The 13770-nt window shown below is 46.9% G+C and carries 10 protein-coding genes and 1 pseudogene; 7 read left to right on the top strand and 4 right to left on the bottom strand.

Annotated features, from left to right (window positions below; translation table 11 throughout):
* Nucleotides 1–3 precede the first annotated feature (3 nt).
* The 7 genes and pseudogenes from IC229_RS10265 to IC229_RS10235 all read left to right on the top strand — a co-directional run.
* A complete protein-coding gene (locus IC229_RS10265; protein ID WP_190886877.1) occupies nt 4–864 on the top strand; it encodes a helix-turn-helix transcriptional regulator in 861 nt (286 codons plus the stop codon).
* A gap of 132 nt (nt 865–996) precedes the next feature.
* Nucleotides 997–2397: a 3-isopropylmalate dehydratase large subunit gene (leuC, locus tag IC229_RS10260; protein ID WP_190886876.1), complete on the top strand. Its 1401-nt coding sequence runs from the start codon at nt 997–999 to the stop codon at nt 2395–2397.
* A 100-nt stretch (nt 2398–2497) separates the two neighbouring features.
* Entirely contained in the window at nt 2498–3094 is a 597-nt protein-coding gene (gene leuD / locus IC229_RS10255) for a 3-isopropylmalate dehydratase small subunit (protein ID WP_190886875.1), read from the top strand.
* 63 nt (nt 3095–3157) lie between these two features.
* Nucleotides 3158–4678: an alpha-isopropylmalate synthase regulatory domain-containing protein gene (locus IC229_RS10250; protein WP_190887111.1), complete on the top strand. Its 1521-nt coding sequence runs from the start codon at nt 3158–3160 to the stop codon at nt 4676–4678.
* 66 nt (nt 4679–4744) lie between these two features.
* Nucleotides 4745–5821, top strand: a complete 1077-nt coding sequence (gene leuB, locus IC229_RS10245; RefSeq protein ID WP_190886874.1) for a 3-isopropylmalate dehydrogenase — start codon at nt 4745–4747, stop codon at nt 5819–5821.
* A 261-nt stretch (nt 5822–6082) separates the two neighbouring features.
* A complete protein-coding gene (locus IC229_RS10240; RefSeq protein ID WP_190886873.1) occupies nt 6083–7222 on the top strand; it encodes a 2-isopropylmalate synthase in 1140 nt (379 codons plus the stop codon).
* A 111-nt stretch (nt 7223–7333) separates the two neighbouring features.
* A pseudogene (locus IC229_RS10235) lies at nt 7334–7783 on the top strand (hypothetical protein); the annotation flags it as partial.
* Between the two features lie 378 nt (nt 7784–8161).
* Here the strand turns inward: IC229_RS10235 and IC229_RS10230 are convergent.
* From IC229_RS10230 to IC229_RS10215, 4 genes are all read right to left on the bottom strand, one after another.
* Nucleotides 8162–10603 (bottom strand): outer membrane beta-barrel protein, encoded by a 2442-nt coding sequence (locus tag IC229_RS10230; protein ID WP_223833947.1) that lies wholly within the window; start codon nt 10601–10603, stop codon nt 8162–8164.
* A 75-nt stretch (nt 10604–10678) separates the two neighbouring features.
* The gene (locus IC229_RS10225) at nt 10679–11287 is read right to left on the bottom strand and encodes a hypothetical protein (protein WP_190886872.1); all 609 of its coding nucleotides are present in this window, start codon (nt 11285–11287) and stop codon (nt 10679–10681) included.
* Between the two features lie 223 nt (nt 11288–11510).
* Nucleotides 11511–12026, bottom strand: a complete 516-nt coding sequence (locus IC229_RS10220; protein ID WP_190886871.1) for a YcxB family protein — start codon at nt 12024–12026, stop codon at nt 11511–11513.
* Between the two features lies 1 nt (nt 12027).
* Nucleotides 12028–12828, bottom strand: a complete 801-nt coding sequence (locus tag IC229_RS10215) for a hypothetical protein (protein ID WP_190886870.1) — start codon at nt 12826–12828, stop codon at nt 12028–12030.
* Nucleotides 12829–13770 lie beyond the last annotated feature (942 nt).

Genomic DNA, 13770 nt, shown 5'->3' with positions numbered 1-13770 from the left:
ATCATGCTACGTGTCCCCTCCTCTATTCAGGCCAATCAATTTCAGTCGCTGAATATTCAGCGGGGCGATGGCTCAGAGATGACGTTTGTGGCTTACCGTAGCGACGTATATCCCGAACGTAACGAGGTTTTTTTCGAAGAACACGCCGTTATAGTAGTGCTGGAAGGTGAGAAGAAATTCAGTTCTCCCAAACAGGAACTGCATGTACATAAGGGAGATATTCTCTTTTTCCAGCGCGGCTGTTACTCCATGAACGAATCCATTGATAACGATTACCGAAGTCTGGTGTTTTTTGTCAATGAAAAATTATTGAAAGAGTTTGTAGGACAACACGTTACGTTATTCCAGCTCTCTACATCTATTTTCCCAAACGATCTCATTCTTTCGTTTTCATCATCACGGGCGTTCACTACGTTTATCAACTCACTACTACCCTATTTTGGCGCGAACTCCCCCTTTTTAAACGAGCTGCTACGTCTGAAATTTCAGGAGCTCTTGCTTCATCTACTCGAGCTTGATACGTCTAAACAGTTACGTTCGATTTTATGGCACATCTATCAGGGGCAGAAAACAGACCTCGATTACCTGATGAACACATATTTACTCAAACCATTGTCGATGAATGAGTTATCTCGCCTATCCGGGCGGAGTCTGTCAGCATTCAAACGAGATTTTGAAGCGCATTTTCATACATCACCAGGCCATTGGATTCGTCAGAAACGGCTCGAACACGCTCATTTTCTTTTGCGGAACACACCGAAGAACGTATCAGAAGTAAGTATGGAAATCGGCTATGAGAGTGTATCTCATTTCATTAAAGCTTACAAGCAGCAGTATGGTTTTACGCCCAAATATAGCCATTGAACTAAAATCGCTATTTACTGGACGAATGACGAGATGCTTGTTTGCGTAAAATCAGACAATTTTGTAGCCATATTTCTCTGTCTGATTGCTACAAGAGAAATTACTGAAGAAAGTTATCATATTCTCTATACCATGAGTACTGCAAAAACCCTCTTTGATAAAGTGTGGGACGCGCACGTTGTTCGGCAGGTTAACGACGGACCGGACGTGCTGTTTATCGACCGCCACTTTATTCACGAAGTAACCAGCCCGGTAGCGTTTCTGGGGCTGGAAAGTCGAGACGTACCGGTTTTATTTTCCGGACGCACGTTCGCTACGGCCGATCACAACACGCCAACCCTGAACCAGCATTTGCCCGTTGCCGACCCGCTTTCGGCGAATCAACTGGACGCACTTGAACGTAACGCGGCCAAATACGGCATTTCGCATTGGGGTTTGGGGCACATCAAAAATGGTATCGTACACGTAGTAGGCCCCGAAAATGGTATTACGTTGCCCGGTATGACCATTGTTTGTGGCGATTCGCACACGTCGACACACGGCGCATTTGGTGCCATTGCTTTTGGTATCGGTACGTCGGAAGTTGAAATGGTGCTGGCAACGCAATGTATTATGCAGCCCAAGCCGAAGAAAATGCGGATTACCGTCAATGGTACGTTGGGTAAAGGTGTTCTGCCAAAGGATGTAATCCTTTACATCATTTCGCAGATTTCGGCTAGTGGCGCGACAGGTTATTTTGTTGAGTACGCCGGCGACGTTTTCGAGAACATGAGCATGGAAGGCCGCATGACGGTCTGTAACATGAGCATCGAAATGGGCGCACGGGGTGGCATGATTGCTCCCGATGAGAAAACCCTTAACTACCTGAATGGCCGCGATTTGGCCCCTAAAGGTGAGCAGTGGGACAAATTAGTGCCGTATTGGCAAACGCTCAAAACCGACGAAGGTGCTACGTTCGATGTTGACCTCACCTTCGATGCCGCTAACATCGAACCTCAAATCACCTACGGCACTAACCCAGGAATGGGAACCGGTGTAACGCACCAGATTCCAATGGCCGGAGCCGTGAAAGACGGAGCTGCCAGCTATAAGAAATCGCTACAATACATGGGATTCGCCGAAAATGAATCCATGATTGGCAAACCGGTCGATTTTGTGTTTCTGGGTAGCTGCACCAACGGACGTATCGAAGATTTCCGAGCGTTTGCGTCTGTCGTGAAAGGCCGTCAGAAAGCTGATAACGTAACGGCCTGGCTCGTACCGGGTTCGCACATCGTTGAACAGCAAATCAAGGACGAAGGCATCCTGGATATTCTAACTAGCGCTGGTTTTCAACTTCGTCAGCCCGGTTGCTCTGCCTGTCTGGCGATGAACGATGATAAGGTTCCGGCGGGGAAATATGCGGTTTCTACGTCGAACCGCAATTTCGAAGGCCGCCAGGGACCCGGTGCCCGCACGCTATTGGCCAGCCCACTCGTTGCAGCCGCTGCCGCCGTTACTGGCGTTGTTACTGACCCAAGAGAATTTTTATAGTGATGAGTGATGAACGATAAGAGATAAACGGTCCGCCGTACTGGCTTGCTGACGCGACAAAACACTCATCGTTCATCACTCATCGTTCATCACTAAAAACATGGCTTACGATAAATTCACTATACTACGTAGTACGGCGGTTCCGATGAATATTGAGAACGTCGATACCGACCAGATTATTCCTGCTCGTTTCTTGAAGGCGACCGAACGTAAAGGCTTCGGCGATAACCTTTTCCGCGACTGGCGTTATAACAACGACGATACGCCTAAAGCCGATTTTGTACTGAATAACCCAACGTATTCAGGCAAAATTCTGGTTGGCGGCAAAAACTTTGGTAGTGGCTCAAGCCGCGAACACGCAGCCTGGGCGATTTATGACTATGGTTTCCGGTGCGTCGTATCGAGCTTTTTCGCGGATATTTTCAAGAATAACTGTTTGAATATCGGCATCTTGCCCGTTACGGTTAGTCCAGAATTTGCCGATAAAATCTTCGCAGCTATCGACGCTGATCCCAACACGGAATTGGAAGTTAACCTTCCAGAGCAAACCATTACGTTGCTGGCTACGGGCGAAAGTGAAAGCTTCAATATTAACGGTTATAAAAAGGATAACCTCATCAATGGTTACGATGACATCGATTATCTATTGTCGATGAAAAAAGAAATCGAGCAATTTGCTGATACGAGACCATTTTAAAGAGTGAATGAGCGAAAGAGTGGGTAGCTAGCTTTTTCGCTCTTTCACCCTTTCGCTCTTTACATTATGACGCGTTACATTGAAGTTATGGATACGACCCTCCGCGATGGTGAACAGACCAGCGGAGTTTCGTTTTCAGCCTCCGAAAAACTGGCGCTGGCTCAGTTGCTGCTTACGGAAGTAAAAGTCGACCGGGTCGAAGTGGCTTCGGCACGGGTATCGGCGGGTGAACTGGAGGCAGTTCAACAAATTACTCGTTGGGCTGAAAGCGTAGGCCTTCTCGATAAAATCGAAGTTCTGACTTTTGTGGATGGTGATGCCTCGCTCGAATGGATGCGGGCGTCGGGAGCGAAAGTGATGAACCTGCTGACCAAAGGGTCGATGAATCACCTCACGCACCAGCTCAAAAAGGAACCAGCCGAGCATTTTGCAGATATTAAGGAGATTATTAAAGAGGCTCAGCAATCTGATTTACAGGTTAATGTGTATCTGGAGGACTGGAGTAACGGCATGCGTACCTCGCCCGACTACGTGCTTCAGTTTCTGGATTTTCTTCAAACACAACCCATTCGTCGCGTTCTGCTGCCTGATACGTTGGGGGTGCTGACTCCTTCTGATACGTATGCATTTGTCGGCCAGCTCGTAAATCGCTACCCCAATCTGCATTTCGACTTTCACGCTCATAACGATTACGACCTCAGTATTGCCAACGTAATGGAAGCGATTCGGGGAGGAGCGCATGGGATTCACCTGACGGTCAATGGCTTGGGCGAGCGGGCAGGAAATGCACCGATGGCCAGTGCGATTGCTGTGCTACGTGATTTTGTACCCGACGTAACACTTGGCGTTGTCGAGAAGTCGCTGTATCAGGTCAGTAAAATTGTCGAAACGTTTTCGGGGCTTCGAATTCCTGATAACAAGCCCGTCGTTGGCGACAACGTATTTACCCAAACGGCCGGCATTCACGCCGATGGCGACAAGAAAAACAACCTGTATTTCAATGCGTTACTTCCCGAACGATTTGGTCGGCAACGTAGCTATGCCCTAGGCAAGATGTCGGGGAAGGCGAACATTGAAAATAACCTTCGCGAATTAGGTATTCAACTATCGGAAGCCGACCTCAAAAAAGTTACTCAGCGCGTAATCGAGCTAGGCGACCAAAAAGAAGTTGTCACCCGTGAAGACTTGCCTTATGTCATAGCCGACGTACTGAATACGAATGCAATAGCATCCAGAGTAGAGGTTCTAAACTACGTACTGACCCATTCCAAAGATCTCAAACCATCTGCTACGTTACGGGTACGTATTGCCGAAGATCAGTTTGAGGAGAATGCGCAGGGAGATGGTCAGTACGATGCCTTTATGAACGCATTGAAGAAAATTTACGGCAAGAAAAAGCTGGTTCTGCCTGAATTGACCGACTACGCAGTACGTATTCCAACCGGCGGAAAGACAGACGCTCTGTGCGAAACTATCATTACCTGGAAAGACAACAAACGAGAATTTAAAACCCGGGGCCTCGATTCTGACCAGACTGTTTCGGCTATCAAGGCGACCCAAAAAATGTTAAATACACTTGACTAGGCCACAGAGATGCACAGAGAACTTTAAGATAAATCTCTGCGTATCTCTGTGGCCCAATATATTATTATGAAAAAACACATCCTTGTCGTTCCCGGCGATGGCATCGGGGCCGAAGTAACTACCGTTGGCAAGCAAGTTCTTGAAGCAATTGCGCAGAAGTTTGGCCATGAATTTACGTACGATGAAGCCCTAATTGGTCACGTAGCAATCGAAGCTACCGGCTCTGCCCTACCCGACGAAACCTTAACCAAAATGCAGGCAGCCGATGCTGTTTTGTTCGGTGCTGTTGGTCATCCGAAATACGATAACGATCCTTCGGCCAAAGTTCGGCCAGAACAGGGCCTGTTGAAAATGCGGAAGGAATTAGGATTGTACGCCAATCTGCGTCCCATCAAACTTTTCGACGAATTACTTGATGCGTCAAGTATCAAGCCAGAAATTCTGCGCGGAGCCGATATTTTATTCTTTCGTGAATTAACTGGAGATGTTTATTTCGGTAAGCGAGAACGTATCGACGAGGGTAACACCGCTTATGATACGATGATTTACAGCAAATATGAGGTTGAACGTATCGTCAGAAAAGCGTTCGAGGCAGCTCGCACACGTAGTAAAAAACTATGCTCAGTTGACAAAGCCAACGTATTGGAAAGCAGTCGCTTATGGCGCGAAGTTGTGCAAGCTATAGCTCCAGACTATCCCGACGTAACGGTCGAACACCAGTTTATCGATGCCGCTGCTATGTTGCTAATTAAAGATCCGAAACGCTTCGACGTAGTGGTAACAGGAAATCTTTTTGGCGATATTCTCACCGACGAGGCTAGTCAGATCGCAGGTTCTATGGGGATGCTGGCTTCGGCATCGGTAGGCGACAGCACTGGTGTATATGAGCCAATTCATGGTTCGGCGCATGATATCACGGGTAAAGGTGTTGCTAATCCGCTGGCATCAATTTTGTCAGTAGCTCTGTTACTGGAAATTTCATTTGGCCTTAAAGAAGAAGCCCAGATGGTGATTGATGCCGTTGATGCCGCTCTAAAAGCCGGTTTCCGTACACGTGACATTGCTAATACGAATACACCATCCGACAAAATTCTTGGGACAGACGCGATGGGTAGCCAAATTTTGCAGTACTTAAATAGTTAATTTAGATTCTTAGTAGATTCGTCAAAAAAATCTTTGCATCATTTGCAGAAATTTTAAAAACGCCTATTTTTGTAGCGTATTTACGCGAACAGCGAAATTTCGCAAACACATAATGACTATTTTCTTATCCTGCCGACTGCAAAAACTAATCGTTTTTTAGAACGGAGAAAAGGAAATTACTGATAAAAAAGGCCCTTTTCTGAATAGATTAGGGCTTTTTGCTTAATTGCTAATTTGACAAAAACTCAATTATAGCGTCTCATGAGTCAACGAGTCTATATTTTCGATACCACCTTACGCGATGGTGAGCAAGTTCCGGGTTGCCAGCTGACAACTGAAGAAAAAATCGTTGTTGCCAAAGAACTGGAGCGACTGGGTGTTGACATCATTGAAGCTGGTTTTCCTATCTCAAGTCCCGGCGATTTTCGCTCGGTGGTCGAAATCTCGAAAGCCGTAGCTGAACCAACAATTTGCGCCTTAAGCCGGGCAGTAAAAGGAGATATTGATGCAGCTGGAGAAGCACTTAAATGGGCAAAACGGGGACGTATTCATACCGGTATTGGCTCCTCGGACATCCATATTCGAAATAAATTCAATAGCACCCGTGAGAAGATTCTCGAACAAGCTGTTGCAGCAGTAAAACACGCAAAGAGTTACGTAGAAGATGTTGAGTTCTATGCCGAAGACGCTGGTCGGGCTGATCTGTTTTTTCTAGCGCAACTAACTGAGGCTGTTATTGGCGCTGGAGCTACTGTAGTCAACATTCCGGATACTACAGGTTATTGCCTGCCAGACGAATACGGGAAGAAAATCGCGTATATCTACGAACACGTTTCCAATGTACATCAGGCCACGATTTCTATACATTGCCACAATGATTTAGGTTTGGCAACGGCTAATACGTTGGCAGGGGTTATGAACGGAGCACGTCAGGTTGAAGTTACGGTAAATGGCATTGGCGAACGGGCTGGTAATACATCGCTTGAAGAAGTTGTAATGGCTATAAAGGTAAAAAAGGAACTTGGCCTGCACACTAATATCGATGCAACTCGCTTATTTCCAGTTAGTAATTTGGTTTCTCAGATGATGCGTATGCCTGTTCAGGCCAATAAAGCCATTGTAGGTCGAAATGCGTTTGCGCACTCATCGGGCATTCACCAGGATGGTTTCCTGAAACACTCTGAGAATTACGAGATCATGAATCCGCAGGATGTTGGCGTACCGCAATCATCAATTGTTTTAACGGCACGTAGTGGTCGTCATGCGCTAAAGCACCGGCTTGAATTGCTTGGTTTCCGCTACGATAAACCGACTTTAGATGGTATTTATACACGTTTCCTTGATATGGCTGATATTCGGAAGGAAGTAAACGATAAAGATTTAATGGAATTGGTCCGTTAACATAGAACCCGCTACGTAGCGGGCTTTTTTTATGGCAAGAACAAAAGGTTTAAATTGACTGTTTCGCGTGCAAAATGATACGTAGTAGTTCACCAATAAATTAACTCTGATATGGCTCGTCCAACACCTGAACTAATAGCAGCATTACGTCGAACAGTTTATAAACTTAGAAATGGAGTACATTACCAATGGGGGCATATGGGTGGCTGCAACTGTGGAAATCTTGCTCAAGAGCTAACGAACCTGTCTAAAGACCAGATTCATAGCTATGCCATGCAACGCTATGGGGATTGGAATGAGCAGCTTAACGATTACTGCCCAACAAGTCAGATGCCGCTTGATTTACTTATTAATCAGATGATTGGCGCTGGGTTAATACTAGAGGATTTAAAACACTTAGAAAGGCTCGATGACCGACAAATTTTGTCACGCCTTCCCTTAGAAAAGCGCTTTTTAAAGCATAATGTACGAGAGGACGTCGTGACCTATATAAGCACATGGGCCGATTTACTGGAAGAGCAATTTTTGGAAACAGTTTCTCTGCCTCATTTACAAGAAATAGAGGATAAACCAAAAGGAGGGTCTGGGATTAAGCCTATAACTGAGCCAGATGATACAAGAAGAAATCTACATTCCGAACTCCTCGAAACTGGCTTCTAAAGGCTTTGATCTTGGCCGTCCTGGCGTCAATAAAAGTCAAGCCAAAATTCTCCAGGATAAACTCAGACACCGGAAACTGGATGATGGGCAAGAAACTCTCCAAAACAATCTAGATTTGGTGAAACTACAAACCTAGAAAATACAATTGTCTTTACCCCGTTTGGTGAGCCAATCCCATCAAATCCACCAAACACTCTGGAAAACCGTCAAGCCCCTGGTCCCCAAACACCAAACCGACCAAGGATTGTTACGGGTTGACGACTCGCTTCAGTGGGGCAGTTAATTTGCCCGTCGGGTCTCATCATCCGAGCCGGTGCGTCGTTGGCGTTCGCCTTTCAACTTCTGATTACCAAAGGCATACGTCAGGTTCAACAAAGCTACCCGCGTATCCAACGACATTCGACCAACTTGACTCCCAGTCGGCGTTTCTACCGATGGACGAAAAACATTGCTGTGAAACACATCCTGCAAACTAAGTTTTATCTTTAGCGCCGACGAAACCACCTTTTGCACGCCCGTGTCCAGTACTCCCATCCAGGGTGTTGACCAGATGCCGTTAACCGATGGCGTACTAACCCAGCCATTGAGTTCGGCGGTCCAGCCATGACCGAGTGTGAAAGCGTTATTGCCGTTAAGCCGACCCGCTACGTTCTGGATTTGCAGAACCGTTCCTTCGTAATCGTACTGGAAACGATTGTAATAGCCCAACACATTGGCTTGCAGTTGCCAGCCTTTTACCACCGTTACCGGCCAACTCAACGTTAGGGTGTATCCCTGCGAATGACCCAGATTTTCGGTCGTTACGTATGATTTATTACCCTCTAGTGCATGAATCGTAAAATACATCAGATCCGTTGTGTAATTGGCTCCTAACGAGGTAAACACGCCGTTTTTTAGACTTAACCTGCCCTCCAGCGCGTGAGTGAACTGAGGCTTCAGATAGGCATTCCCCTGACTGTACGCATAGGGATCGACGTAGCCACGCGCTGGGTTCAGGTTCTGATAGTTTGGACGGTCAATTCGGTAGCTATACGAAAGAGTCAGCGTCTGGTTAGATGACAAAGGCCGTGACACAAATAGGCTTGGAAACCACTTCATGTAGTCGCGTGTGACCACCTGATTCAGGGTCAACGAGTTGCCTTCCGAATGCGTATGCTCGGCCCGTAGACCTGCCTGTACATTCGTTTTTCGCCAGTTACCCGCTACGTTGACGTAGGCCGCATTGACTCGCTCCGTATACTGAAAATGATTTGATAAACTAGGGTCGGCCACTAAGGCGCCGTCCGATCCGCGGCTCAGATTCAGGTCATTATTCGTTTTTACCAACGCACTTTTCAGGCCGGTTTCCAACGTCCAGCCTTTCGACAGCGGGCGATTATAGTCGGCCTTCAGCGTGCGGATGTCCACCGTAGCGGGTTGCGTAATGAGCAAACCAGCCCCCGGAAGATTGACGTCGCCAATGGCAATGAGTGTTTGGGTCAGCAGACTGTTCGAGTACTGACGGCTGAAATGACCAACATCAACGTCGGCGGTCAATTGTCCTCCCCGTTGCCCGAAAGAATGTTGTAAGTTCAGATTGCCGATCTGATTCTGACTGACTGTACTGTAGGTCTTATGCGTCTGAGTTTGCAGATAAACCGGACTACTAGCTGTACGACGGAAATTGGCTCCAGCGGGCCCGTCTTCGCTGTGATCGCTCCAAAAACCCGTCCAGACGACCCCAATAGTAGTATTTTTGATTGGCGAAAAATCCAGCCCAGCTTTGGCATTCTGACCCAGATCACGGAATTTCAAATCTGTGTATTGGCTTATTACATTACGTCGAGAAGCATCGGCCGCGCTGGGATCAGGCTGGTTGCGGTCAAGTTGAAAATCCCAGTAATTCCCACCCCGGTTCAGACTGTAGTTGCCGAACAGATTCAATTTTTTCGTCCGATGATTCAGTTGCAGACTACCCCGTTCCCGATCAAATCGCCCTGATCCGCCCGCTAAAGACGCTGTGCCGTTCGTTCCTACGTTCGAGTTTTTCTTGAGCCGGATGTTGATGATGCCCGAATTGCCAGCCGCGTCGTACTTGGCCGATGGATTTGTCATCAGCTCAATCGTCTCAATGTTATCGCTCGACATGCTACGTAGTAAATCAATCACGTCCTGCGCTGAGAGATAGGTTTGCTTGCCATCAATCTGAACAATAACTCCCTCTTTGCCACGTAGCTGGACCCGTTCGTTCTGGTAGTCGACTGTTACGCCCGGCGATTTTTCCAGTACTTCTAGGGCCGTGCTGCCGCTGCCCACAATGCTGTTCGCTACGTTGACCACCATGCGGTCGAGTTGCTGCTCAACGAACGGCTTTTTCGCCGTGACCTGCACTTCGCTTAACTTGCCCGTAACTTCAGCTAACGCTAACACCGGTACGTCAGCCGGATCAGTTGTTACGTTCAACACCGTCGAATAGACTTTCTGGTAACCAACGGCTGTGGCCCGAACGATGTATTGGCCCACGCGGATGTTATCGAACGCGTAAGCACCCTGCTGATCACTAGCGGTGCCTTTGGCTACACTCGAATCTGGGGCGTTGAGCAAAGCCACACTGGCAAAGGGCACCGGTTTTCCCGTTTCGTCGCGAATGGACCCGCTAAGCCTTGTTTGCCCAAACGTTTGTAGAGTCAGCAGACTTGTTAGCCATGCTGCATGGATAAAGACCCATTGATCTGATTTCATGGTGAAAGAGTGTGGAAAAGCGTTTGCCATTTCTGACAGAGCCTTGATTAATCGTTTTCAAGAAAAGCGTATATTTTACCGGCGTTGTACTACACTGTCTGGACCGGTGTATAGTCTATAGCCGAGGTCGTAGAAAAGTTGGTCGGTGCCGTAGCTGATCAAGATCTGCTCGATGAGACTATGATTAATCCTGGCCAATTGATAAAACGGCACACGAATGGATTTCCCTTCAACGGCTTTATCCCTGGCTGACCAAACGCCTTTCACGTAGACCCATCTGCCCCGATTCTCCCCATTGGGGACTACTGTGGTGGCTGTCGTTTCAATAGTCAGGTGTTGGTCTGTAAACAACTTCCCGGTACGTTCCCACAGATTGAGCAGGCTGTTTAGATTGTGCGTTTCGAGCTTGTCAGTATAACCGGAGCCATAGACAACGAATCCCTCGGCCAGCCGCCGATGGGCTGCCTCTAACTGATGGCTGGAGAGTTCATTCAGAAAACATGTAACTAAGCTAATGGCCGCCGAATCGCTGATCGGGCTAACGAACAGATTGGGGTTGTTACCGCCGAAATAAACGAGTTCGGCCGCGTTGGGCTGCTGGTCAGGAGGCAACGCCCGGAAGTCCTGTGCCTGCATCGAAAGAGCTGAACAGAGCAGCAAACAGGCGAGTAGATTCGTTTTCATACCAGTAGAAAATAGATGTGGATAGATGTGTTGTCGATTGTTAAAACCTTAGCGCGAAACGGTATTGGACAAAAGCGACAGATACAACGATTTTAGACGTAGTAGCCATCCGGTTAGGGAGCGCGTTTAACTACGCCAAAATTGGGCGTAGTATTCGGAACGTATTAGGACGAAATGGCAATGTTTGCGTCCGAGCTAAACGTCGTAATGATATACCAATTGCCTATGTAGTAAACTTCGATTTTAGGTTTGGTATCGACTGTATTATTGCTTTAAGCAAAGCAAACTGGTCAGCGGCCAGAGCCCGTTTGGGAATAATATGTGCAGAGGCCTCGGTTATTTTGAATAAAATAAAATCCGTTGCTTCCCTTACTTCAACAAGTTTAGCATAGCTCATACGGGTCGAATAACTATCGCCCTGAAGCTCATAGTCTGTTTTAGTAAATATATACGTTACTGATTCAGTGATCTGGGCATTTAGTTTTACTAGTTTTCTTGCCTGAAACCAGATTAACAGGTCCAGATAGAAGGTGAGAAACAGGCATAACAATAGAAACAGCCAGGCGTACACGGAAGTATGCTGATTAAGAACAATATCGCCAAGTAACAGCGCGACGCTTCCCAGCAGCAATAGGCCACTAATTACCTGAGACACTTTCGTACCGGTGCGACTTTTGGCAACGGTCAACATTCCGGTAAAGAGTTCTTTCTGGGTTAGTTGAAAGGTGATTTGAATCATGTTAGTTACAATTGCTTAGCGCATAACTTTCATTAATACCAGGGCCATAACTTACCGAAGTTGCGTAACCGGTTGCGTTGGCTTTCAAGTCGGTTCGCTTTAAATCCTGGACTTGTTTCTGGCCTTTTTCATCCAGATACTCCGCCCTGACGCTCATCGGCACATTCACTGGCCAAGGGCTCAAACCCATGAACATATTCAGCGGAAGGCCCTTCAGAAGCTGGTGCGGGTGTTTTGCATCGTCGTACGTGTAGGTGAATTCGGAACTGCTTATGCCGCCCATTGTTGAGGTTTCTTTCAGTACGTTTCCTTTGGTATCATAGCCATAAACAGTGACGTATTTCTCCGTCGAACCAGGCGAGTCCTGTGTTCGCTCGATGAGTTGTTTGGCGGCATTGTAGCGGAGCGTTATGCGCTGGGCTACGCTATTTTGCGCACAGCCGCATCGACTTTCCGCCGTTGTCAGCAACCCATTCTCGTAGCTGTAGGTCTGGGGCTGAGAAGCAATTTGCCGACCTGATTCATCGCGGAACGTCATCGTTCCGCTTTTAAGCTGACCATTGGTTTCATAGACGAAGGTGGAAACAACTGTAAGCACCTGTCCCTGGGTTTGTTTGACCGTAGCCTGGGTTATCCGCCCGCTGGCGTCTAGCGAGTTAATTTTTACTTCGTTTCCCAGATAGTCAGTGAACCCGTCAAGTGTACAGGTGGTGGTAGACGTAGTGGTTGGTGAGACCTCATTTTCTTTCTTACATGATATGGCCAGTAGGCCGATTAATGAAAAAATCAGGAGCTTCTTCATGGTGTGAATTGATTTATGGTTGTTACTTGTTTTTTCGCTTTGTCAGCTATTGATGTTTAGTGGTTTGGCGGTAACTCTCTGAAGCAAAGTACGATAGTACTAAGGGGATAGTATTGGTAAAAAATTGACTTCTTTCCGAGCGTTCGCTCAAAAGCGGAACGGATTGAATTGATAACAACGGTTGGTTTAGCCGATTTGCGCAATGCTTTCCTCATCAGTTGGTAAGTGTACGGGCGCTTCTAACAAACGTTTTGAAGTAACTTGTCTAGCGTTGTTTTTACCGTCCCTGTTTACTGCCCTAAAAGTACTAGGCTGAGGAAATGACTGATAATCAGGCAGGGTGAATGGTATAAAATTCCGCGTGAACTGCCGAAATTTCTGAGTATGCCATGTGAACGGTCACTATTCTGAGGAGGGTATGACCTATAGAATTTTATAGAGGTTCGTCGACGTCTATAGGGTTAATTGGCGTCCGTTGATTTGCCAGAAGGGCATGGCTGTTGCCTAACACATTTGAAGCTATTATAGCCATTCAACCAACCGGCTTCTCCGTTCTGTTTTCAGCGTTTTTGACTTAAGCCGGGCTGATTAGCAATCGAACTATTCGGTTTGCCATTGAATGTGAGTTGTGCCACCGTCAGGCACCATTTAGCGCAACATACATGCGATTTTCTTCTCAAGTAGGAGGGCATTTTGAGATTGAAGCCAAAAAAGTTGATGACTTTCTGGCGAGCGACAATTTTCGTACTTTACTTCCCAAAACATGATAGCAAAATACTGTGTACCAGCATAATTTCCCCTAAACGTGGATCAGCATACAGTTCAAAAGCCTATATTTATCCGGTCAGTTAAACATGTAGATTATACTTATGAAAGGATCATTACTTTTTGCTCTTGTCATTGGATTGGCGCTGGCTTGTCAACAGGAAAAGACTACTTCTG

This window comes from Spirosoma profusum, assembly GCF_014699005.1.
Taxonomy (GTDB): domain Bacteria; phylum Bacteroidota; class Bacteroidia; order Cytophagales; family Spirosomataceae; genus Spirosoma; species Spirosoma profusum.
This window is presented reverse-complemented; position numbering and strand designations above follow the sequence as displayed.

Excerpts from the sequence above, each read along its gene's own strand:
- IC229_RS10265 (WP_190886877.1), top strand. The coding sequence starts at position 4 with ATGCTACGTGTCCCCTCCTCTATTCAGGCCAATCAATTTCAGTCGCTG.
- leuC (WP_190886876.1), top strand. The coding sequence starts at position 997 with ATGAGTACTGCAAAAACCCTCTTTGATAAAGTGTGGGACGCGCACGTT.
- leuD (WP_190886875.1), top strand. The coding sequence starts at position 2,498 with ATGGCTTACGATAAATTCACTATACTACGTAGTACGGCGGTTCCGATG.
- leuB (WP_190886874.1), top strand. The coding sequence starts at position 4,745 with ATGAAAAAACACATCCTTGTCGTTCCCGGCGATGGCATCGGGGCCGAA.
- IC229_RS10240 (WP_190886873.1), top strand. The coding sequence starts at position 6,083 with ATGAGTCAACGAGTCTATATTTTCGATACCACCTTACGCGATGGTGAG.
- IC229_RS10230 (WP_223833947.1), bottom strand. The coding sequence starts at position 10,603 with ATGAAATCAGATCAATGGGTCTTTATCCATGCAGCATGGCTAACAAGT.
- IC229_RS10225 (WP_190886872.1), bottom strand. The coding sequence starts at position 11,287 with ATGAAAACGAATCTACTCGCCTGTTTGCTGCTCTGTTCAGCTCTTTCG.
- IC229_RS10220 (WP_190886871.1), bottom strand. The coding sequence starts at position 12,026 with ATGATTCAAATCACCTTTCAACTAACCCAGAAAGAACTCTTTACCGGA.
- IC229_RS10215 (WP_190886870.1), bottom strand. The coding sequence starts at position 12,828 with ATGAAGAAGCTCCTGATTTTTTCATTAATCGGCCTACTGGCCATATCA.